Raw genomic sequence first — 23,936 nt, 5'->3', positions numbered from 1 at the left:
CTCTCCCTCGACGAAGGCGCCCGCATCGTCGCCCTCCGCGCCCACGCCCTCCGCCACCTCACCGGCCACGGCGCCATGGCCTCCCTCACCCTCAGCCAACACCAGGCAGAGAAGTTCCTCACCGAACTCGGTGAAGGTGCCGAGGGGGTGGGCGTGGCCGCCGTCAACGGACCCGGCTCCATCGTCATCTCCGGGCCCCCGGACCAGGTCGCCCACGCCGTCAGCGCATGCGAACAAGCAGGCCACCGCGCCCGCCTCATCGACGTCGACTACGCCTCTCACAGCCCCCAGGTCGACGAAATCGCGGAGGAGTTGAACGAACTCCTGGCCGGGGTGAAGCCGATGCCGGGCCAGGTGGCGTTCTACTCGACCGTCACCGGCACCCGCATGGACACCAGCGAGCTCGACACCGCCTACTGGATCAAGAACCTACGCCAACGAGTCCGCTTCGCCGACGCCGTACGAGCCCTCCTCGACGACGGCCACCGCGTCTTCATCGAAGCCAGCACCCACCCCGTCCTCACCATCGGCATGCAGGAGAGCATCGAGGAGGCGGGGGTCGACGCGGTCACCATCCCGACCCTGCGGCGCGACCACGGTGGCCCCGCCCAGCTGGCGCGGTCGGTGGCGCAGGCGTTCGCCGCCGGGGTCGACGTCGACTGGACCCGCTGGTTCCCCACCGACCCCGCACCCCGCACCATCGACCTGCCCACCTACGCCTTCCAGCGGCGGCGGTACTGGCTGGACGGCGAGGGCGGGCCGGGTGGCGATCCGGCCGATCTGGGGTTGACGGCCGCCGGGCATCCCCTGCTCGCCGCCGCCGTCGAACTCGCCGACGGCACCACTCACGTGCTCACCGGCCGGATCTCCACGCGGTCCCATCCATGGCTCGCCGAGCATGTGGTGGCGGGTGCGGTACTGGCGCCGGGCGCGATGCTGGTGGAGTGGGCACTGCGGGCGGCCGACGAGGTGGGCTGCGGCGGGGTGGAGGAGCTGGCGCTCCAGGTCCCGCTGGCGCTGCCCGAGTCCGGTGGGCTGCGGGTGCAGGTGGTGGTGGGTGGCGCGGCGGAGGACGGGCGGCGTGAGGTGCGGATGTACTCACGCCCCGACCGCCCCGACCGCCCCGACCGCCCCTACCGTCCCGACAGGCCCGACCGTCCCGACAGGCCCGACCGTCCCGACAGGCCCGACCGTCCCGACGGCCCCAGCGGCGTCGGGCACGCCCTGGCCCTGGATTCCGGCCCGGACACGGAGTGGGTGTGTCATGCCGTGGGCGTGCTCGCGCCCGCCGCCGACGCCCCCGCACCGGTGGAGGGCCTGGGCGGGGCATGGCCGCCCCCGGGCGCGGAGCCGCTGGACGTCGGCACCTTCTACGAGCAGGTGATGGCGGCGGGGTACGGATACGGCCCGGCGTACCAGGGGCTGACGGCCGCATGGCGCCAGGGCGGGGATGTCCTCGCCGAGGTGACACTGCCCGACGCCGCCGGAGGCCGGGACGGATTCGGTATCCATCCGGTGCTGCTGGACGCGGCGCTGCATACGTCGCTGCTCATGGACCGGCCCGAGGGGCAGGAGGACGACGGACAGGTGTGGCTGCCGTTCGCCTGGAACGGCGTGTCCCTGTGGGCCACCGAGGCGGCCACGGTACGGGTCCGGCTGTCGCGGGACGAGGAGCGGCAGTCGCTGCGGCTGACGGTGGCGGACACGGTGGGCGCGCCGGTGCTGACGGTCGACTCACTGGTGACCCGTCCGGCCGCGACGGACCGGCTGTGCGCGGCCACCCGTGCCGTGGACGGGCTGTTCACCCTGGAGTGGATGCCACTGCCCGCTCCGGCCACCGCACCCTCCCCCACTTCGGTGGTCGGTGACGGCGGCTGGGTGGTGCTGGGCGAGGACCGGCTGGGGCTGGCCGAGCCGGTCGAGGCCGGCACGAGCGATGCCGTGGCGTGCCATCCGGACCTGGAGGCGCTGATCGCGGCCGTCGACGCGGGCGAGCCCGCTCCTGCCGTCGTCCTGGCCCATCCGTACGCCGCCGAGGGCGGCCACGGGGACGGGCTGGAGGCGGCCGAGGAGCTGTTGGGGCTGGTGCAGTCCTGGCTGCGACGCCCGGCGCTGGCCGACACGCGGCTGGTGGTCGTCACCCGTGGCGCGGTGGCAGCGGGCGAAGACACCGATGGCGCCGACGACATCCACGACAACGCGCTGGACCCGTCCGGTGCCGGGGCGTGGGGGCTGATCCGCAGCGCCCAGTCGGAGAACCCGGGCCGGTTTGTGCTGCTCGACCTCGCTGAGAGCCGCGAGGACCGCGAGGGCCTCGTGGAAGCGGTGGTGCGCGCGATCGAAGCGCATGAGCCCCAAGTGGCGGTGCGGGACGGACGGGTGTTGGTGCCCCGGATGGTCCGCGCGACGGCCGCGACCGGCCCCGCCATCGACGGCCAGGGCCAGGAGGACACCGCCGGACTCGATGCCGACGGCACCGTACTGATCACGGGTGGCACCGGCACCCTGGGCGCTCTGGTCGCCGAACACCTGGTGCGCACATGGGGCGTCAGGCATCTGCTGCTGGTGAGCCGGAGCGGCCCCGAGGCCGCCGGGGGCGATGAACTCACCGATCGGCTGACCGAGTTGGGGGCTCGGGTACACATCGCCGCGGCCGATGTCACCGACCCGGAGGCGGTGGCCGAGCTGGTGGCCGGGGTCGATCCCGCGCATCCGCTGACCGGTGTGGTCCACGCGGCCGGGGTATTGGACGACGCCGTCCTCACCACCCAGACCCCGGAGCGGCTGGCGCGGGTGTGGCGCCCGAAGGCCACGGCCGCGGCCCATCTGCACGCCGCGACCGCGGAGCTGCCGCTGTCCCTGTTCGTGATGTTCTCCTCCACGGCGGGCACGCTGGGCGCCTCCGGACAGTCCAACTACGCTGCGGCGAACGCCTATTGCGACGCCCTGGCCGCCCGGCGCCGCGCCCTCGGCCTGCCGGGGCTCTCGGTGGCGTGGGGCCTGTGGGCGGACGCCAGCGGGATGACCGGGCATCTGGGGGAAACGGACCGGGCCAGGATGGGCCGGTCGGGCATCGGGGCGATGTCCAGCGAGCGGGCGCTGGGGCTGCTGGACGCCGCCGTACGCCACGGCCACCACCATCTGATCGCCATCGACCTGGACGTACGAGCCCTGGCGGCTCAACCGGCGCTCACCCTGCCCGCTCCCCTGCGGGCGCTCACCGGAGGCGGTACGGCCCGGCGCACCGCGGCCACCGCCCGGCCGCACACCGACTGGGCCGGTCATCTGGCCGCGCTGCCGGTGCCTGAGCAGCGCCGTACGCTGCTCAATCTGGTCCTCACCCATGCCGCGGCGGCGCTGGGCCACTCCGACCCGGGACGGATCCAGACCGAGCGCGGCTTCCTGGAGCTCGGCTTCGACTCGCTCACCGCGATCGAGCTGCGCAACAGGCTGACGGCCGTGACCGGGCTGCGGCTGGCCACCACCCTCATCTTCGACCATCCCAATCCGGCCGCGCTCGCCGTCCATCTGCACGGGGAATTGGCGCCCGAGGATGTGGATCCGCTCCCCCCGATGCTGGGCGAGATCGACAGGCTGGAAAGCGCGCTGCTTTCCGTGGCCCAGGACGAGACGGCGCATGAGGCGCTGTTGAAGCGCCTCCAGTCCACGCTGTCGAAACTGGGCGCCCTGCACGGCGGCGGGACGGAGGAAGGCCAAGCGGCCGGCCGTATTCAGGACGCCACGGCCGACGAGATCTTCCAGTTCATCGACCAGGACCTGGGCCGAAGCGAAAGCGACGGAGAGCATGCACATGGGGGCACACGGTGATTGATGAGCGAAGCCGGAAGAAGCTCATTCTCGAGCACAGCCGCCGGATGAACGCCGCGGATATCGGCGGGCTGCTCGAACTCTACGCGGACGAGGTCACATTCGAGGATCCGGTCGGATCGGGGCGCAGGGCCGGGCGGGACGCCCTCCGTGCGCATTTCGAGGAGCTGGCCGCGGCGGGTATCACCGAGATTCCCGGTGAGCCGGTCGCGGGGCAGGACGGGGTGCATGTCCTGGTGCCGGTGACGGCCACCATGGACTATCTGCCCAAAGGTCCCGGCTTCGCCGAGCGCGGCTGGCTGACGGCCCCGGACGCCCCGGAGAACTCCCGGATCACCTGGGACTACGTCCTGATGATGCGCGCGGGGGCCGGTGGCCTCATTCAGGAAATGCAGATGTTCTGGGGGAGGTCGGACATTGGTGTCGCCGACTGATCCCCCACCATTCCGGCACCGCACAGGAGGCGTTCATGGCCGATGAGGCGACCCTCAAGAGGATGGCTCTGGAATACGCCCGGCGCATGAACGAGGGTGATGTCGAGGCCGTATTGGAGCTCTTCTCGGACGACATCGTCTTCGAGGACCCGGTCGGCGCGCCCCCGCTCATCGGAAAGGACGCGCTTCGCGAACACATCGCCTGGTCCATCGAATGCCAGGTGCACGAGGCGCCGGGCCGTCCGGTCACTTCCATGGACGGCCGCAGGGTGGCGGTGCCGACCACGGTCACGGTGTACGCGCCGACCAAACTCACCTTCAACATCATCGGCGTGATCGAACTCGGTGATGACGGTCTGGTCCAGCACGCCCAGGCGTTCTGGGGCATCACGGATACCAAAGTGGGCGACGGCCCCGAACTCACCGGTGTCGCGCATTTCATGGCGGTCACCCAGAACCTCGCCAAGATGGTCCAGGCCAAGGGCAGCCCCAGTCCGATGTAAAGCCGTAAGCGGTGAAGGGACGAGAGCGAAAACCATGACCGAACCCACACACGGAATCGTTCTGGGCGGAGGCTGGGCGGGAATGCTGGCTGCCCATGTGCTGGCCCACCATGTGGAGCGCGTCACCGTCGTGGAGCGCGATGTGCTGCCGGACGGCCCCCGGCACCGCAAGGGATCGCCGCAGGGACGCCATGTCCATGTGCTGTGGTCCAGCGGTGCGCGCATCGTGGACACGCTGCTGCCGGGCATGATCGACCAACTGCTCGACGCGGGTGCCCGCCGGATCGGGTTCCATCAGGACCTGGTGACCTTGACGTCCCACGGCTGGCAGCACCGCTTTCCGCCGCGCCAGTACGCCCTGATGTGCACCCGTCCGTTCCTGGACTGGAAGGTCCGCGACCGGGTGCTCGCCGCCGGGCGGATCACCGTGCGCCAGCGCGTCGAGATCCTCGATCTGGTCGGCGACGCCAAACGGGTCACCGGGGTCCGGATGCGCGACATGGACACCGGGGCGGGCGAGACCCTGGAGGCCGATCTGGTGGTCGACGCCTCCGGGCGCGGTTCCCGGCTCCGGCACTGGCTGTCGGCGCTTGAAGTGCCGCCGTTGGAGGAGGACATCGTCGACGCGGGCATCGCGTACGCCACCCGCGTGTACCAGGGTCCGCCGGGCGCCGCGGCCGGATTCCCCGCCGTCAACGTGGCCGCGGACCACCGGCTGCGCGAGCCGGGCCGGTTCGGGGTGGTGTATCCGCAGGAGGACGGCACCTGGATGGTGACCCTGTCGTGCACCCGGGGCGCCGGACTGCCCACCCACGACGACGAGTTCCTGCCCTACGCGCGGACGCTGCGCCATCCGCTGGTGGCCGATCTCATCGCGCTCGCGAAGCCCCTGACCTCGGTGGCGGTCTCGCGGGTCGGCGCCAACCGGCGGCTGTATCCGGAGCGTCTTGACATCTGGCCGGAGGGGCTGCTGGTGCTCGGGGACGCGCTGGCCGCGTTCAACCCGATCTACGGCCATGGCATGAGCTCGGCGGCTCGCGCGGCCGCCGCCCTAGACACCGAGCTCCAGCGGTCCGGGATCGCCGGGGGAACCACCCACCGGGTCCAGCGGGCGATCAGCGCCACCGTGGACGACCCGTGGATCATGGCCGCTTCCAAGGACGTGGAGTACGTCAACTGCCGGATGAACACGACGGATCCACGGCTGACCGGCGGGGCCGTGGCGCGGCAGCGCTTCTCCGACCTGATCGCCGACCGGTCGATCCGCTCCTCGGCGGTCTGTGATGTGGTGACCGACGTCATCAGCCTCACCGCCCCGCAGTCCGAGCTGGCGTCCAGCGACTTCCTTTCGCTGATGCAGAAGGACCGGGTCCTCCCGGAGCTCACGGAGCCGCCGCTGACCGCCGATGAGCTCGCGCTGGTGGATCTGAGCCCGCGCAGCGCAGTGGGTGCGGGCGGCTCATGAGCAACGAGGAAAAGCTCGTCGACTATCTCAAGTGGACCACCGCCGAACTCCATGAGACGCGGCAGCGGCTGCGGGAGGTCCAGGAGGGCCTCGAGGAGCCGATCGCCATCGTGGGCATGGCCTGTCGCTTCCCCGGCGGGGTGCGCGACCCGGCCCAGCTGTGGGACCTGGTGGCCGACGGGCGGGACGCCGTCTCCAGCTTTCCCACCGACCGGGGCTGGGACCTGGAGAACCTCTACCACCCCGATCCGGAGCACCACGGCACCTCGTACGTCCGGGCCGGCGGTTTCATCTATGACGCGGCCGACTTCGACGCGGAGTTCTTCGACATCGGCGCCCGGGAGGCGGCGGCCATCGAACCGCAGCAGCGGATGCTGCTGGAGCTGGCGTGGGAGGCGACGGAGAGCGCGGGCATCGATCCGCACACCCTGCGGGGCAGCCGGACCGGCGTCTACACGGGGGTGATGTACCACGACTACGCCTCGCGTCTGGACGAGATCCCCGAGGGTCTGCTGGGCCATGTGGGCAACGGCAACGCGGGCAGTGTGTCCTCGGGCCGGGTGGCGTTCACCCTCGGTCTCCAGGGCGCCGCGGTCAGCCTGGACACCGCGTGTTCCTCGTCACTGGTGGCGATGCATCTGGCCGCCGGGGCGCTGCGGCGGCGCGAGTGCACGCTGGCGCTGGCCGGTGGCGCCGCCATCATGTACACCGCGAGCGTGTTCCAAGTGGCCTCCAGCCAGCGCCAGTTGTCGCCCGACGTCCGGTGCCGGTCGTTCGCGGACGCCGCCGACGGCATGGTGTACGGGGAGGGCGCCGGTCTGCTGCTGCTGGAGCGGCTGTCGGACGCACGGCGCAACGGCCGTCCGGTGCTGGCGGTGATCCGCGGCTCGGCGATCAACCAGGACGGTGCCAGTACGGGCATGGCCGCGCCCAACGGCCCCGCCCAGCAGCAGCTGATCCGCGACGCGCTGGCGAACGCCCGGCTGTCCACGGGGGACGTGGACGCGGTGGAGGCGCATGGCACGGGTACCGCGTTCGGCGACTCCATCGAGCTCCAGGCGCTGCTCGCCACGTATGGGCAGGAGCGTCCGGACGACCGGCCGCTGCTGCTGGGATCCATCAAGTCGAACATCGGTCATACGCAGGCCGCAGCCGGAATGGCCGGTGTGATCAAGATGGTGATGGCGATGCGCCGGGGCGTACTGCCGCGTTCGCTCCACATCGACCGACCGACCCGGCTGGTGCACTGGCGCAAGGGCGCGGTGCGGCTGCTGACCGAGCGGATGGACTGGCCACGGGTGGACCGGCCGAGGCGGGCCGGTGTGTCCTCGTTCAGCGCCAGCGGCACCAACGCCCATGTGATTCTCGAGGAGTTCACCGAGTCGGCTCCGGGGCCCGCGCACTCCGCCGACGACGGTGGCGAGCGCGACCGCGGGGTGGTGCCATGGGTGCTGTCCGCGCGGGGCGCGGCGGCGCTGCGCGGCCAGGCCCGTGCGCTGGCCGCGCATACGGCGGCCGCTCCCGGGCTGTCCCCCACAGACGTCGGTTGGTCACTGGTGACCACGCGGTCGGTGTTCGACCACCGTGCGGTCGTGGTCGGCCGGGGGCCGGACGAGCTGCGAGCGGGGCTGGCCGCGCTGGCGGCCGGTGAGCCGCATCCCTCGGTGGTGGGCCCCGATGTGGCCCGTACCGGCGCGGCGGCCTCGCCGAGCGGGACGGTGTTCGCCTTCGGTGGCGAGGGCGGTCATCCGCCGGGGACGGGCGCCGAGCTGTACGACCGGTTCCCGGCCTTCGCCGCGGCCTGGGACGAGGTCGGTGAGGTGCTCGGGACGAAGGGGGACCGCGACGCGTCCTCCCGGACCGGACTGTTCGCCCTCTATGTCGCGCTGGCCCGGCTGCTGGCCTCGGTGGGGGTGCGGCCCGACGCGGTGGTGGGCCGCGGGGTCGGTGAGATCGCGGCGGCGCACATCACCGGTGCTCTCGATCTCGCCCACGCCTGCCGACTGGTGGCCACCGAGGCCGATCCGGGCGCGGTGGAGTACGAGCGGCCGCCCATGCCCTCGCTCGACGAGGCCGGTGCGGTGTGGGAGCTGGGGCCCGGGGCGATGCTGCCCTCCGCCCCGGCGGCGCTGGTGCTGTCACCCTTCCGTGGCGAGGGGGCCGAGGCGCGGGAGCTGATGCGCTGCCTGGCCCGTGTGCACACCATGGGCGCCACCGTGGACTGGGACGCCCTGTTCGACGGCGATCCGGCTCCCCGCACCGTCGCACTGCCCACGTACGCCTTTCAGCGACAGCGCTTCTGGCTGGAGAACGAGGCTCCGGCGGATGCCGTGCCCACGGTGGAGACCTGGGCGGAGGCCGAGTTCTGGGATGCCGTGGAACGTACGGACACGGCGGCCCTGACCCGGGCGCTCGAGGTGCCCGCCGAGCGGCGGGAGGTGCTCGCGGAGCTCCTGCCCGCCCTGGCCGGCTGGCGGCGGCAGCGGGAGTGTCGCTACCGCATCGCCTGGAAGCCCCTCCCCGACCCGCCGACACCACGGCTGACCGGCACCTGGCTGGTCATGACGTCCGGCGACGGCGAGGACGACGCCACGGTCGCCGCCGTGACCACCGCACTGCGCGACCATGGCGCGGAGACCGTCGTGTTCACCCCGAACACCACGCCTTCGCTCGCCGGTCGGCCGGTCACGGGGGTGCTCTCCCTGCTGGCGCTGGATGACGCTCGGCCGGCGGACGACGGGCGCAGCCCGGCGCTCGCCCCGACCGTGGAGTTGTTCGAGACGCTGCGGCGGGCCGGGGTCGAGGCCCCGGTGTGGTTGGCCACCCGCGGTGGCGTCAGCGTCGACGTGGGCGATCCGATGTCCCATCCGGAGCAGGCCGGGTTCTGGGGCCTGGGCGGCGCACTGGCGATGGAGCGTCCGCACCGGTGGGGCGGGCTGGTCGACCTGCCCCACAGGTTCGACGACCGCGCGGGGCGGCGGCTCGTGGGCGTGCTGGCCGGTGCGTACGGCGAGGTGGAGGTGGCCGTACGAGGCGACAGCTGCTTCGCCCGGCGCCTGGTGCGCGATGTCCCCACGGCCCTCACCACCCCCGCCCGACGGCTCCGGGGAACGGTCCTCATCACGGGCGCCGCCACCGCCCTGGGCGCCCACACCGCCCGCTGGGCGGCCGAGGACGGCGCCGAGCACCTGCTGCTCATCGACGACACCGCGCCACCGGCCGCCGACCTGGTGGCCGAGCTCGCCGCCTCGGGCGTACGGACGTCCGTGGCCACCCTCGATGTGGCGGACCCGGAAGCGCTGGCCACGGCCGTCGCGGGCATTCCCGCGGAGTTCCCGCTGACGGCCGTCCTGCATCTCACGGCGCCCCTGGCCGCCGAGGCGGGGCAGTTGGAGGTGGCGCGCATCGAGCGTGAGTGGACCGCCACGGTGGCCGGCGCGGTGAACCTCTGCGCCCTCGGCACCGACCATGAGCTGTCGGCGCTGGTGCTCGGGTGCTCGGTCGTGGGCGTCCTGCCCAGCCCGGGCCTTGGCAACCAGGCACCGGCGCACACCTATCTGGGGGCGCTCGCCCAGGAGTGCCGGGCGCGGGGCGTTCCGGCGACGTCGGTGTGCTGGGGCTCGATCGACGACCCCGACACGGCCGTGGGCGCCGCCAAGCAGCTGCGCACCAATGGGTTGCCGGCACTCCCCCAGCGCTCGGCCGCCGCCCTGCTGCGGCAGGCGGTCATGACGGACACGGCGTCCGTGGTCATCGCGGACATCGACTGGGCCTGGATGACCGCACACGCCTCCGAGCTGGGAACGCATCGGCTCTTCGATGACGTCTCCGGCCCTTCGAACACGCCGCATACGCACCGCGGTCGGTGACCGACGCCGACCGGCCCCAACCAGGCGGGAGTACCCATGAACGCACACACCAAAGTCAACAACCACACCCCCGGCGACGCCACCGAAGCTCAAGGAGACGGATCCGCGATGCAGACGGAGAAGAGCGAAACCGCACTCGACGGGACGGCGCTGCACCAGGCGCTCGCCATCGCCACGGCCGAGGAGCGCGAGGACATCATGCGGGAGACCGTACGGACGCAGCTGGCCGACATCCTGGCACCCACCGTGGTGGACGACGACAGCAACTTCCTGGAGAACGGGCTCACTTCGCTGACCGCTCTCGAGCTCACCCGCAATCTGATGACGCTCACCGACGTGGAGATCCCCCTCGTCGCCATCCTGGAGTACCCCACCCCCACCCAGCTCGGCCACTACCTCGCCGAGGCGTACGCCGCGGTCAACTCCGGTGACGGCGCCACGGCCTAGTCCGGCGGCGGGGCACAACGCCGCGCGGGAGGGGGATCAACCCCTCCCGCGCGGCGTTCTGGTGATGTGGGGCAGGTGCGTCAGAAGGCGCACTCCACATGCTTGATGGCCTCGACGAAGCTGGCCACCAGCCGCCGGGGCGTCCCCACCGTGCGGATCTCCGGCAGCCGGCTGAACAGCTCGCGGAAGAGCACCGTGACCTCCATCCGGGCGAGATGGGCACCCAGGCAGAAGTGCGGTCCGACCGATCCGAAGGTCATATGGGGATTGGGGTCCCGGGTGATGTCGAACTCGTAGGGGTCGGGGAAGACGTCCTCGTCCCGGTTGGCCGACCAGTAGAAGAGCAGCAGCTTGTCGCCCTCCTTGAAGCGGTGGCCGTTCACCTCGCAGTCGCGCCGGACGGTGCGCCGCATCCAGTTGATGGGGGTCGCGACCCGCAGAATCTCCTCGACCGCACCCGGCGCGTAGGTCTCGAAGTCGGAGAGCAGCAGCTTCCGCTGCTCCGGGTGGTCGCTGAGCAGCACCAGACCGCGCGAGATGGCGTTGCGGGTCGTCTCCATCCCGGCGACGACGAGCAGGATGAAGAACGAGGAGAGCTCTTCGGGGCTGAGCCGCTCACCGTCGATCTGCGCCTGCACCAGCCGGGTGATCAGATCGCCCGTGGGGTTGCGGGTGCGGTCGGCGGCGAGCCGTGCGATGTAGTCGGCGAGTTCATGGGAGGTCTTCAGCAGGGCGGCGGTGGCCTGATCGGCCCGGGGAACATATTCGGGATCGAAGGTGCCGACGATGATATTGGACCGGTCGTAAATGAACTCGTAGTCGTCGTCGGGAATCCCCATCATGCCGCTGAGCACCGCGATCGGCATGATCGCCGCGACCTTCCGGACGAAGTCGCCGGGCCCTTCCGCGATGAGGTCGTCGACAATCTTCCGGGCCGCCTTGTGGGAGGCCGCCTCGAACTCGGCGGCCATTCCGCGGCCGAACGCGCGGGACACCAGTCTGCGCATCCGGGCGTGCTGGGGATTGTCCATATTGATCATCGATCCGAAGAAGTTGTTGAACTCCTCCGGCAGATCGATGATGCTGATCGCGGTGGGCACGGAGCCGAAGTCCTGGGGGCGCCGGCTCACCTCGGCGATATCGGCGTGCCGGACCATCGCGTAATAGCCGGACCCCTGCCCGTACCCGGGCATGACCGGCTCGCGGAAGAGAACGGGCTCCGGCCGTCCGCGCAGCGCCGCGAAGGCGGCGTCGCGGTCGCCGTAGGGCTGCGCCCAGAAGGACAAGTCGGTGAGGTCGATGTTGTCGATATGGGCGAACCTGGATTCCGGGGGATACACGGCGCCTCGCTTCGGCTCGGAGTCTACGGTCGGCAAGGGAGGTGGGTCGGCATGAGAGTATGAATCGCCCGGCCATCCAGCATCCCGTCTCCCGCTAAAGCGCCGCTAATTCGCGCGTACGTCACATCCCCAGGCGGTCGAATCGGATTGGGCGGTCCGGCTAGAATTCCGCCATGGATCTTTCCGTGCCCGTAACCGACGATGTGAAACTGCATTTCCGGCACCGGCCGGGAACGGCGTCGCTTCCCTTTCTCCTGGTCCATGGCATGGCGTCGAGCGCCCGGCTGTGGGACGAGGTCGCCGACCATCTGGCCGCCGCGGGCCATGCGGTGTACGCGGTGGATCTGCGTGGCCACGGGGACTCCGACACCCCGGAGACCGGATACGACATTCCGACCGCGGTCGCGGACCTGGTGGCCGCGTCCGCCGCCCTCGGGCTGGACCGGGTGGTGGTGGCCGGTCACTCCTGGGGCGGCAATATCTCGGTGCGGCTGACCGCCGAGCACCCCGGGCTGGTCGCCGCGCTGGCCCTGGTGGACGGCGGCTGGCTGGAGCCGGCCAGGGCGTTCCCCTCCTGGGACGCGTTCGTCGGGGCGCTGCGGCCGGCGGCCCTGGAGGGCGCCACCGTGCAGAGCGTGAGCGACTACTTCCGCGCCATCCACCCGGACTGGTCACCGGCGGCGATCGAGGCCGCGGTGGACACCATGCGGGTGAACGCGGACGGGTCGCTGTCCCGGCGCATGTCCACCGAGCAGCACATGTCGATCCTGCACAGCATCTGGAACGAGCCGCCGAGGCCGTGGTACGCGGCGATCGGCGTGCCCACTCTGCTGATGCCCGCCATCCCCAAGGGCGCGGACGCGAAGTGGGCGGACCGCATTCGCTCCCGCATCAGGGAGACCACGGCCGATCTGCGCCATGCGACGATGCGCGAGTACCTCGACTCCGAGCACGATCTGCACGCCCAGCACCCCCGGCGGGTGGCCGCCGACCTGCTCGACCTGGCCCGCGGCCTCCAGCCGGTGGGCAACGCCCGCTGACCGGCGACGCCACGGAGATCCGTCAGAAGGACCCTAGTCTCGGCCCGCTTCTCGATCGCCGAGATCAGCGCCCCGACCGTGGCCTCGAAGATCTGCTCGTCCGCCACCTCGGCGAGTTCGGTGCTCAGACGGGTGATGTTCGGGAATGCCCGCTGCCGCGACCGTACGGGGCAGGGTGGCCCGCCTCGCCCGGGCCGAGGCGGTCCAGATCGTCTTCCAGGACCCGTACCTCTCGCTGGACGCGCGCATCAGCATCGGCGCGACCATCGACGGGGTGCTGCGCCTGCACGGCCTGGCGGGCCGGGCGGACCGGGCCGCCCGCACCAGGGAGCTGCTCGCCCAGGTCGGCCTCGGCGAGCGCGAGGCGGCCGCGCTCCCCCGCAAGCTCTCCGGCGGCCGGCGCCAACGCGCGGCGACCGCAGGGGCGTTGGCCGTCGCAGCGGTTGACGCATCGGTGGTCGCGGGCCCGGCCCGCGACCACCGGGGGTCAGACCCCGAGTTCGCGGTCGATGAGGGCGAACACCTCATCGGCGGTGGCCGCTGTCAGATCCTGCTCGCCCGCGGGCTCATCGGCCTCCTGCGCGGCGGCGGTGTACTTCCACACCAGGGCCTGCAACCGGTTCACCAGACCGGCGCGGCGCGGATCGCCGGTCGGCAGCCCGGCCAGTGCGGCCTCGAGCTCGTCGAGGTGTCCGGACGCCGGGTGTGCCGCGCCCGCCTCCCCGGGGTCCACCTCGGTCAGCAGATGGCCCGCGAGTGTGCGAGGGGTCGGATAGTCGAACACCACCGTGGTCGGCAGGCTCAGGCCCGTGGCGGCACGCAGCCGGTTCCTGAGCTCCACGGCCGCGATGGAGTCGAACCCGAGCTCCTTGAACGGGCGGTCCGGCTCGACCGCCTCCGGCGCCGGATAGCGCAGTACGGCCGCCACATGGGCCCGTACCAGCGCCAGCAGCCGCTCGACCCGCTCGTCCTCGGGCAGGGCGGCCAGCTCCCGCCGCAGCGCCGACGCCTCGTCGGCCCCGGTGTCCTCGGCGGGTCCCCGCGCGGTCTCGATGGCCTGGCGGGCGGCCGGGACATCGTCGAAGAGCCTGCTGGGGCGGGCGAGGGCGAACAGCGGCGCGAAGCGCTCCCACACCACATCGGCGATGGTGACGCCCGGATCGTCGTGGTCGAGCGCCTGGCGCAGTGCGGTCAGCGCCGGTCCGGGATCCAGCGGGGACAGGCCCTGCCGCCGGGAGCGCTCGGTGTGCGGGGGCGTCGTCGCGTCCGCCGCCTCGCCGCCGTACGGCAGATCCCACAGCCCCCACGCGATCGAGACGGTGGTCCGGCCGTCGGCCCGGTCGCGCCGGGCCAGCGCGTCGAGGCAGGCGGTGGCGGCCGCGTAGGAGCCGTGGTCCTTGCTGCCCCAGGACGCGGCGACGGTGGAGAAGTAGACCACGGTGTCCTCGGGGCCCATGCCGCACAGTTCGTCCAGGTAGCGCCCGGTGTCGTCCAGGTGGGCACGGATCTCCCCGGTCAGCCGCCGCGGGGTGAGCTCCATCAGCGGGGCCAGCTCACCGGAGGCCGAGGTGTGGACGATGGTCCCGATCCGTCCGTACTCCTCCGCCACGCGCTCGACGAGGCGCGCGGTGGCTTCCCGATCGGCGGGCGCGTGGTCGGCCACGGTGAGTCCGGTGCCGAGCGCGTCCAGTTCGGCCTTCAGCTCCACGGCGCCCGGGGCATCGCCACCTCCCGGACACAGCATCACGATGTGTTCCGCCGCGTCGGCGGCCAGGTGGCGGGCGACATGGGCGGCGGGTCCATCGGCGGTTCCGGTGATGAGCACGGTGCCCTTGGGCTTCCAGGTGCGCCGCGCGGCCCGGCCGCCGATCGGGTCGGGGACCAGCCGACGTACGTACGCACCGGCCGGGCGCAGCGCCACCTCGTCCTCGTCCCAGAGACCGGTGAGCAGGGTGCGCAGCCGCTCCGCGTCGAGGGCGTCCGGGCTCGCGGGCAGATCCACCAACCCGCCCCACCGGTTTGGGTGTTCGAGGGCGGCCACCCTGCCGAGCCCCCACAGCTGGGCCTGGTGGGGAGCGTCGGGGGACTCGGAGTCGTCGATGGCGACCGCGCCACGGGTGGCACACCACAGGGGCGCGGTGACGGCGGCGTCCACCAGCGCCTGGAGCAGGGTGAGGGTGCCGGTCAGGCCGGGGGCCACGCCGGGGAGCGGCGGCGCCTCGTCGTCCAGGGCCAGCAGCGACAGGACGCCCGTCGGGGGCGGCTCCTCGGCGCACCGGGAGCGCAGCAGCTCGGCGAGGCCCTCGCGGTCGATGTCCGCGGCCACCGCCAGCCGCCGCACCTGGCCGCCTTCCGCGCCCAGCGCCCGTACGCAGGCCTCTGTCCAGGCGTCGGGGGCGCCCTTCGGGTGGACCACGAGCCAGCAGCCCGGGGCAGCGGGAACGGCATCGGTGCCGGGCCGCCACCCGTCGGTGCCGGGCCGCCATTCGACGCGGTAGCGCCAGGAGTCCACGGCGGAGCGCTCACGCCGGGCGCGGCGCCATGTCGAGAGCGCGGGGAGCACGGTGCCCAGCGAGGTCCGGTGGCCGGCGTCGTCCGGGAGGCTCAGCGTCTCGGAGAGCGCGCTCAGGTCCTCGCCCTCCACGGCGGCCCAGAACCGGGACTCCTCCTCGTCCGCCGCGGGCCGGGTGTCGAAGGACACCGAGTCGGCCAGCCAGTACCGCTTCCGCTGGAAGGCGTAGGTGGGCAGTTCGACGGTGCGCGGGGCGGCCGGGCCGGTGGGGTGGAGGGTGGTCCAGTCGACCGCCGCGCCCGCCGTGAAGGCCAGCGCGAGGGACTCGACCAGCCGCGCCGGGCCGCCGTGGTCGCGCCGGAGCGTGGGCACGGTGACCGCGTCGGCCCCGGCTTCCTCGAAGCTCTCCTGCATGCCGACGGTGAGTACGGGGTGGGTGCTGCTCTCGATGAACACACGGTGGCCATCGGCCAGCAGCACCCGGACGGTGTCGGCGAACCGCACCGGTTCACGGAGGTTGGTCACCCAGTAGCCGGTGTCCAGCACGGTGGTGTCGATCCGGCCGGCGGTGACCGTGGAGTAGAACGCCACCGTGGACGCGACCGGCCGGACCCCGGCCAGGGCCGCCATCAGCTCGTCGGCGATCTCGTCCACCTGGGGACCGTGCGAGGCGTAGTCCACCTCGATCGGGCGCGCCCGGTCGCCCGCTCCCCGGCACGCCGCCACGGCGTGCGCGACCTGTTCGGGCGGCCCGGAAATCACCGTGGACGAGGGGCCGTTGACGGCCGCCACACCCACGGCCGCCGTCCGGTCGCCCAACCCGGCCAGCAGCTTCTCGGCCCGCTCGCGGCTCACTCCCAGGGAGGCCATCGCCCCGCCACCGGCCAGCCGCCGCAACGCCTTGCTGCGCAGCGCCACGACCTTGGCGCCGTCCTCAAGCGACAGGGCCCCGGCCACCACGGCCGCCGCGATCTCGCCCTGGCTGTGCCCGATCACCGCCGCAGGACGTACACCGTGGCCCGCCCACACCGCGGCGAGTGACACCATCACGGCCCACAGGACGGGTTGTACGACGTCGACCCGGCCCAGGTGACCCGCCCCGCCGGCGCCGCGCAACACATCGGTCAGGGACCAGTCGACGTACGGCGCCAGGGCACGCTCACACTCCGCCACGCGGGCGGCGAACACGGGTGAGGCGTCGAGCAGTTCGGCGCCCATGCCCGCCCACTGCGAGCCCTGCCCGGGGAACACCAGGACCGGGCCCAGGTCCCCGGCCACGGCGGCGCCACCGGGGTGGACGACCAGGCCCGGGTGCGTCCCGCCGGTGGCCAGCGCCTCCACGGCCGCCATCAGCTCGGCGCGGGTCTCGCCCACGGCCACGGCCCGGTGGTCGAACACCGAGCGGGTGCTGACCAGCGACCAGCTCACCTCGGCGGTGGACGGCCCTGAGTCGGCAGCCATCCGCCGGGCGAGCGCGGCCGCCTGCCCCCGCAGCGCCTGGGCACTACGGGCGGACAGCACCCAGGGCATCACCGCCGTCGCCGACGCCTCGGGGGTGGCGGCGGGCTCCTCCTCCTGCCCGGCAGTGGCACTCGGCTCGGGAGCCTGCTCCAGGATCAGATGGGCGTTGGTGCCGCTGATCCCGAACGAGGACACCCCGGCCCTACGGGGACGCTCGCCCCTCGGCCATGCCACCGGTTCCGTCAGCAGCCGTACCCCGCCGCCGTCCCACTCCACATGCGAGGTCGGCTCATCGATGTGCAGGGTGACCGGCAGCGTCTCGTGGCGGAGCGCCATCACCATCTTGATCACACCGGCCACCCCGGCGGCCGCCTGGGCATGGCCGATGTTCGACTTGAGCGACCCCAGCCACAGGGGCCGTTCAGCGGGCCGGTCCCGGCCGTAGGTGGCCAGCAGCGCGTGTGCCTCGATCGGGTCGCCGAGGGAGGTGCCCGTGCCATGGGCCTCCACCGCGTCGACCTGGTCGGGGGCGAGGCGCGCGCTGGCCAGCGCCTGCCGGATCACCCGTTCCTGCGATACGTCGTTGGGCGCGGTGAGGCCGTTGCTGGCACCGTCCTGGTTGACGGCCGAACCCCGGATCACCGCCAGCACCCGATGCCCGTTCCGCCGTGCGTCCGACAGCCGTTCCAGCAGCACCAGGCCGACGCCCTCGGAGAAGCCCGTGCCGTCCGCGGCGGCCGCGAAGGACTTGCAGCGGCCGTCCGGGGCCAGCCCGCGCTGCCGCGAGAACTCGGCGAACGCGGTCGGCGTGGTCAGTGCGGTGACCCCGCCCGCGAGCGCCAGATCGCATTCGCCCTGGCGCAGCGCCTGGCCCGCCAGATGCATCGCCACCAGCGACGACGAACACGCCGTGTCCACCGTGACCGCCGGGCCCTCAAGACCGAAGGTGTACGCCACCCGGCCGGAGACCACACTGGTCAGGCTGCCGGTCGTGGCATAGCCCTCGAAACCCTCGGGAACCTGGGGCATCCGGGACAGATAGTCCTGGCTGGACACGCCCGCGTAGACACCGGTCCGGCTGCCCTTCATCGTCACCGGGTCGACACCGGCGCGCTCGAACAGCTCCCAGGCCACCTCGAGCAGCAGCCGCTGCTGCGGATCCATCGCCAGCGCCTCGCGCGGGCTGATCCCGAAGAACTCCGCGTCGAAGCGGTCGGTACCGGCCGCGCCGTGCAGGAAACCGCCGTGCCGGACATAGCTGGTGCCGGGGTGGTCGGGGTCCGGGTGGTAGAGGGCCTCCAGATCCCAGCCGCGGTCGGTGGGGAACGCGGTGATGCCGTCGCCACCGGAGGCCACCAGCTCCCACAGCTCCTCGGGGCAGCCGACACCACCCGGGTAGCGGCAGGCCATGCTCACGATGGCCACCGGTTCCTGGGACCGCTCCTCCATCTCGCGCAGCCGCTGACGGGCCTGCCCGAGATCCACCGTGACCCGCTTCAGATACTGGCGGAGCTTCTCTTCCGTACCCGACATCAGTCCTCACTCACGATCAAGAGGGCAGTTCCCTGTCGATGAACTCGAACAACTCGTCGTCCGACGCGGAGTCGAGGGCGCCGTCGTCCGCGGAGGGGCGGTGCTCGCCGGTGGCCTCGGCCGGTGTGTCGTCGTTGAGCCGCCACAGCAGCGCCTCCAGGCGCTTCGCCAGCCGGCCGCGGGCCTCGTGGTGGGCGCCGAGCCCCGCCATCGCCGCCTCCAGCCGCTCCAGCTCGTGGAAGGCGGACGCCGAGGTCTCCGCCGGTGCGGGGCACAGTCGCTCGCGCAGTTCGGCGGCGATGGCCGAGGGCGTCGGATGCCTGAAGACGACGGTGGCGGGCAGCCGCAGCCCGGTGGCGGCGGCGAGCCGGTTGCGCAGTTCGACACCGGTCAGCGAGTCGAAGCCCAGGTCCTTGAACGGGGTGTCACCGGACACTGCCCCGGCGTCGGTGTGGCCCAGGACCGCCGCGGCCTGCGTGCGCACGAGCGTGAGCAGGATCCGGTGCTGCTCCTCCGCGGGTACCGCCGTGAGCTGGGCGACCAGACCGGCGGCGGGCGCCCCGGTGGCGGCGGTACGACGGGTGGTCGTACCGCTGTCGAGCAGCGTGCGCAGCAGGGCGGGCAGAGTGTCCGGGGGCTGGGCGGCCAGGGTCCGGAGGTCGAGCTGTACGGCCGCGGGTTGCGGGGCGCCGTGCCAGCATGCGGCGTCCATCAGCGCCAGCGCCCGCGCACCGGACATGGCGGCGATGCCGGAGCGGGACATCCTGGCCAGGTCCGCCTCGTCCAGATGCCCGGTCATACCGCTCGCATCGGCCCACAGGCCCCAGGCCACCGATACGGCCGGGAGGCCCATGGCCTGGCGGTGGACGGCCAGGGCGTCGCAATAGGCGTTGGCCGCCGCGTAGTTGGCCTGGCCCGGGCTGCCCATCACGCCCGCGGCCGAGGAGAACATCACGAACATGCCGAGCCGCAGCCGCGCGGTGGCGGCGTGGAGATGGGCCGCGGCCGTGGCCTTGGGCCCCCACACCCGCGCCAGCCGCTCCGGGGTCTGCGAGGTGACCACCGCGTCGTCCAGTACACCCGCCGCGTGGACGACACCGGTCAGGGGGTGCGCCGGGTCGATGCCCGCGACGAGGGCGTGCACCGCGGCGCCGTCGGTGACGTCCACCGCCTCGATCCGGGCCTCGGCGCCCAGGTCGGCGAGCTGGGCCACCAGCTCCTTCGCCCCGGGCGCCTCGGGGCCGCTGCGGCTCACCAGCAGCAGCTGGCGGATGTTCCAGGTGCGGACGAGGTGTTCGGCCACCAGAGCGCCCAGGGTGCCGGTGCCGCCCGTGATGAGCACGGTGCCGTCCGGGTCCACCGGGGCGGGCACGTCCAGGACCAGCTTGCCGGTGTGCCTGGCCTGGCTGAGATACCGCAGCGCCTCACGCGCCCGGCTGAGCGGCCATGCGTGTACCGGAGGCGGCTCCAGCACCCCGGAGGCGAACAACTCGCCCAGTTCGCTCAGCATTTCGCCGATGCGGTCCGGACCGGCGTGGGTGATCAGGTCATAGGCCCGATAGGTCACCCCGGGGTGCTCGGCCGCGATCAGTTCCGGGTCGCGGATATCGGTCTTGCCCATCTCCAGCAACCGGCCGCCTTCGCGGAGGAGTCGGAGCGAGGCATCGACGAAGGGCCCTGCGAGGCTGTTGAGCACCACGTCCACGCCCCGGCCACCGGTGGCCTCACGGAAGGACTCCTCGAAGTCCAGATCGCGCGACGAGGCCCGGTGGGCCCGGTCGATGCCCATCGCCTCAAGGAGCCAGTGTTTCGCCGGGCTCGCCGTCGCGTAGACCTCCGCTCCGAGGTGCCGTGCCATCCGTACGGCGGCCGTTCCCACGCCACCGGTCGCGGCATGGATCAGCACCGACTCCCCGGGGCGCAGCCCGGCGAGGTCCGTCAGTCCGTACCAGGCGGTCAGATGGCCCACCGGTACGGCCGCCGCCTGCCGGAAGCTCCAGCCGTCCGGGATCGGCGCCAGCAACCGCGCGTCGGTGACCGCGAGCGGTCCGAACGACTGGTCGAGGACGCCCATGACGTGATCGCCCACGGACACATGGGTCACCTCGGGGCCGATGTCCACCACGACTCCGGCGCCCTCTCCGCCGAGTCCGGTCTGGCCGGGCACCATGCCCAAACTGACCACGACATCACGGAAGTTGACACCGGCGGCGCGTACGGCGATCCGCACCTGGCCCGCGCCCAGGGGCTCCAGCACCTCGGGGCAGGGCACCGGTACGACGTTCTCCAGCGTCGCCGTGCCCGCCGTGTCCAGCCGCCATGCCTCCGGCTGCGCCACGGGGCCGACCAGCCCCGCGCCTCCCGTACCCGCCTGGACCAGGCGGGGCACGAGGGCCCGGCCTGTGCGCAGGGCCAGTTGGGGCTCGTCCATCTCCACGGCGCGCGCGACGGCGATGCGGACGGCGTCGGTGCGGAGGTCGGCCTGGGAGTCGGCTTGGGGGTCGGGCTGGGAATCGGCTCGGGGGTCGGGCTCATCGTCGCGGTCGAGGAGGACGAAGCGTCCGGGGTTCTCCGACTGTGCGCTGCGTACGAGGCCCCATACGGCGGCCGCGGCCAGATCCACCCGGGCGGTGCTCTCGGGGCCGTCGATCGCGACCGCGCCTCGCGTGACCACGACCAACCGGGCATCCGCCAGCCGTGGTTCGGCCAGCCAGCCCCGTACCAGCTCCAGCGCCCCTTCGGTCGCCGACAGCGCCTCGGCCGATGCGGCCTCGGCCGATGCGGCCTCGGCCGACGCCGCGTCGGCGCCCTCGCGGAAGGGCCCGGTCAGATCGGCCATGCCGGTCATATCGGCGAGAACGACGGGCGGTACGGGCTCGTCGTCATCGAGTGCCGCGAGGAGCGCGGCCGGATCCGGGTGGCCACCGGCGCCCAGGACCGCCCAGCGATCGTCTTCGGCCGCCTCCTCTCCGGCCCCGGCCGGGAGCGGCAGGGGAGTCCACTCGACGGTGAACAGACTGTCCGTGGCGTGGCCGCCCGGAGCCACCGCCGCCCGCAGCTGATCGACATCCGCGGGCCGCATCGCCACGGAGTCGACCGTCAACACCGGAGCGCCGACGGCGTCGGCCACGGTCAGCCGCAGTGCGCGCTCGCCCTCGGCGGGCTCCTGGTGGGGAGAGAGGCGTACCCGGACCGTGGTCGCCCCGGCCGCCCACAACGTCACACCGTTCCAGGCGAACGGCAGCCAGACCCGGCCATCGGTGGGTTCGTTGCCGGTCGTCTCGGGGTCATCGTGCGTGTCGAGCTGGTCGATCAGCAGCGCGGGATGCAGCGCGGCGTCCAGCAGTGCCGGGTGGATGCCGAATCCGGTCTGCTCCCCGGCGGCCTCGGGCAGGACCACCTCCGCGCATACGTCCGTCCCGTCCCGCCACACGGCCCGCAGTCCCTGGAAGGACGGCCCGTAGGCATAGCCCGAGGCCGCGATCCGGTCGTAGAACCCGTCGACGCCGAGCGTTTCCGCACCGGCCGGGGGCCACGCCCCGCCCAGCCCCGGCGCCTCGTCGGAACGGTCCGGGGGCGGGCTCAGCAGACCCTCCGCATGGCAGATCCAGCCCGCGCCGGAGTCTCCTTCACCGGCGGCGGGCCGGGAGTACACCCGCGCGTCACGTCGCCCGTCCTCGGCGGCCTCGCCCACGACGACCTGCACCCGCAGCCCGCCCGTCGGCGGCAGGACAAGCGGCACACGCAGCGCCAGTTCGTCCACACCGCCACAGCCGACCTCATCGGCCGCCCGCAGCACCCACTCGGCCAGCGCCGCGCCGGGGACCAACACCGCGTCCGCCACCACATGCTCACCCAGCCATGTGTGCGTACGCGCCGAAATCCGGCCCGTCAGCACATGGCCACGGCCATCGGCGAGCTCCACAGCCGCGCCCAGCAGCGGATGTCCGGCGGAGACCAGCCCCAGGTCGGCCGGGTCGCCGACGCGCCCGCCGTGACCGTCGAGCCAGTAGCGCTCGCGCTGGAACGCGTAGGTGGGCAGGGCGACCACGCGGGGTGCCGGGGAGCTCGGGTACAGGGTGGTCCAGTCGACGTCGACCCCGGCGGTGAACGCCTGGGCGAGCGAGCGGAGGAGCTGGGCCCGGCCGCCGTGATCGCGGCGCAGAGTGGGCACGGTGACGGCCGGGATCTCGGCTTCCTCGAAGGTCTCTTGCAGACCGAGGGTGAGCACGGGGTGAGTGCTGGCCTCGATGAACACCCGGTGCCCGTCCGCCAGGAGCGCCTGGACGGCGTCGGTGAACCGGACCCGCTCACGGAGATTCCGCACCCAGTAGTCCGTATCCAGGACAGAGCCGTGGACCCGGCCACCGGCCACGGTCGAGTAGAACGCGGTGCCCGAACCGGACGTGTCAAGCGGGCGGACACCGGCCAGGAGCTCGTTCAACTCCTCGCGGATCTGGTCCACTTGAGGGCCGTGCGAGGCATAGTCCACCTCGATCAGCCGCGCCCGCTCCCCCGCCTCCTGGCACGCGGCCACCACAGCGGCCACCTGCTCCGGCGGACCAGACACCACCGTGGAGGAGGGGCCATTGACGGCTGCCACGCCTACACCCCCGGCCCGGTCCCCCAGGTCGGAAAGCAGTTCGCCCGCCCGCTCCTGGCCCACACCGAGGGAAGCCATCGCCCCACCCCCGGCCAACCGCCGCAACGCCTTGCTGCGCAAAGCCACGACCTTCGCACCGTCCTCCAGGGACAGCGCACCCGCGACAACAGCCGCCGCGATCTCACCCTGGCTATGACCCACCACCGCCGCAGGACGCACCCCATGTCCGGCCCACACCGCCGCCAACGACACCATCACCGCCCACAGGACAGGCTGCACCACATCCACCCGCCCCAGATCCGCCGCACCCTCCGCACCACGCAACACATCCGAAAGCGACCAGTCCACAAACGGCCCCAGCGCCCGCTCACACTCCGCCACCCGCGCCGCGAACACGGGCGAGGCTTCCAGCAGTTCGGCGCCCATACCGGCCCACTGCGAACCCTGACCAGGGAAGACCAGCACCGGGCCGACGTCCCCCGTCAGCGCCGCCGCGCCCGACTGCACGACGTCCGGATGCGACGCGTCCCCGGCCAACGCCTCCACGGCGGCCAACAGCTGCGCGCGGTCGTCGCCCACCACCACCGCTCGATGCTCGAACACCGATCGCGTGGTGACCAACGACCACCCCACATCGACGGGCGAGAGTTCGGACGCGCCACCGACCTGCTCAACGAGGGCAGCGGCCTGGCCGCGCAGCGCCTCCGCGCTCCGCGCGGACAGCACCCATGAGACCGTGCCCGGGTCGGAGGAGGCCGCCTCAGCCTCCGGCCGGCCCTCGACAGGAGCCTGTTCGAGGATCACATGGGCGTTGGTGCCGGAGGCGCCGAAGGAGGACACACCGGCCCGGCGCGGGCGCTCACCGTTCGGCCACTCCACCGCCTCGGTCAGCAGCCGCACC

Annotated in this window: 9 protein-coding genes and 1 pseudogene; 7 read left to right on the top strand and 3 right to left on the bottom strand. The window is 72.7% G+C overall.

Annotated features, from left to right (window positions below; translation table 11 throughout):
* From ABD329_RS44395 to ABD329_RS44370, 6 genes and pseudogenes are all read left to right on the top strand, one after another.
* Positions 1–3,828, top strand: a 3,828-nt coding sequence (locus tag ABD329_RS44395) for a type I polyketide synthase (RefSeq protein ID WP_344317961.1), incomplete at its 5' end; no start/stop codon positions are given.
* On the top strand, positions 3,825–4,262 hold the full coding sequence (locus ABD329_RS44390; protein WP_198278473.1) for a nuclear transport factor 2 family protein: 438 nt from the start codon (positions 3,825–3,827) through the stop codon (positions 4,260–4,262). The genes ABD329_RS44395 and ABD329_RS44390, both read left to right, overlap by 4 nt.
* Before the next feature lie 35 nt (positions 4,263–4,297).
* Positions 4,298–4,765 (top strand): nuclear transport factor 2 family protein, encoded by a 468-nt coding sequence (locus tag ABD329_RS44385; protein WP_198278472.1) that lies wholly within the window; start codon positions 4,298–4,300, stop codon positions 4,763–4,765.
* A gap of 34 nt (positions 4,766–4,799) precedes the next feature.
* On the top strand, positions 4,800–6,230 hold the full coding sequence (locus ABD329_RS44380) for an NAD(P)/FAD-dependent oxidoreductase (protein ID WP_198278471.1): 1,431 nt from the start codon (positions 4,800–4,802) through the stop codon (positions 6,228–6,230).
* A pseudogene (locus tag ABD329_RS44375) lies at positions 6,227–9,847 on the top strand (type I polyketide synthase); the annotation flags it as partial. The gene ABD329_RS44380 and the pseudogene ABD329_RS44375, both read left to right, overlap by 4 nt.
* Positions 9,848–10,135: 288 nt before the next feature.
* Positions 10,136–10,546 (top strand): acyl carrier protein, encoded by a 411-nt coding sequence (locus ABD329_RS44370; protein ID WP_051574009.1) that lies wholly within the window; start codon positions 10,136–10,138, stop codon positions 10,544–10,546.
* Positions 10,547–10,626: 80 nt separating this feature from the next.
* Here the strand turns inward: ABD329_RS44370 and ABD329_RS44365 are convergent, their stop codons facing one another.
* On the bottom strand, positions 10,627–11,886 hold the full coding sequence (locus ABD329_RS44365; protein ID WP_198278469.1) for a cytochrome P450: 1,260 nt from the start codon (positions 11,884–11,886) through the stop codon (positions 10,627–10,629).
* A gap of 173 nt (positions 11,887–12,059) precedes the next feature.
* On the opposite strand from ABD329_RS44365, the gene ABD329_RS44360 reads away from it, so the two are divergent.
* Positions 12,060–12,926 (top strand): alpha/beta fold hydrolase, encoded by an 867-nt coding sequence (locus tag ABD329_RS44360; RefSeq protein WP_198278468.1) that lies wholly within the window; start codon positions 12,060–12,062, stop codon positions 12,924–12,926.
* A 487-nt stretch (positions 12,927–13,413) separates the two neighbouring features.
* Here ABD329_RS44360 and ABD329_RS44355 read toward each other — a convergent pair whose 3' ends face one another.
* Positions 13,414–18,432 carry a type I polyketide synthase gene (locus ABD329_RS44355; protein WP_344317959.1) on the bottom strand — a complete coding sequence of 1,673 codons (5,019 nt, stop codon included), beginning with the start codon at positions 18,430–18,432 and terminating at the stop codon, positions 13,414–13,416.
* A 16-nt stretch (positions 18,433–18,448) separates the two neighbouring features.
* Positions 18,449–23,936 (bottom strand): SDR family NAD(P)-dependent oxidoreductase (locus ABD329_RS44350; RefSeq protein WP_344317958.1); only part of this gene is annotated, 5,488 nt, incomplete at its 5' end.

Origin of the sequence: Streptomyces javensis, assembly GCF_039525925.1 — a bacterium.
Taxonomy (GTDB): domain Bacteria; phylum Actinomycetota; class Actinomycetes; order Streptomycetales; family Streptomycetaceae; genus Streptomyces; species Streptomyces asiaticus.
Note: the sequence above shows the minus strand (reverse complement) of the source record. Positions and strands in the feature narration are given on the sequence as shown.

Bases quoted from the DNA above. Each gene is read 5' to 3' on its own strand.
- ABD329_RS44385 (WP_198278472.1), top strand. From the start codon at position 4,298: ATGGCCGATGAGGCGACCCTCAAGAGGATGGCTCTGGAATACGCCCGG.
- ABD329_RS44380 (WP_198278471.1), top strand. From the start codon at position 4,800: ATGACCGAACCCACACACGGAATCGTTCTGGGCGGAGGCTGGGCGGGA.
- ABD329_RS44370 (WP_051574009.1), top strand. From the start codon at position 10,136: ATGAACGCACACACCAAAGTCAACAACCACACCCCCGGCGACGCCACC.
- ABD329_RS44360 (WP_198278468.1), top strand. From the start codon at position 12,060: ATGGATCTTTCCGTGCCCGTAACCGACGATGTGAAACTGCATTTCCGG.
- ABD329_RS44355 (WP_344317959.1), bottom strand. From the start codon at position 18,432: ATGTCGGGTACGGAAGAGAAGCTCCGCCAGTATCTGAAGCGGGTCACG.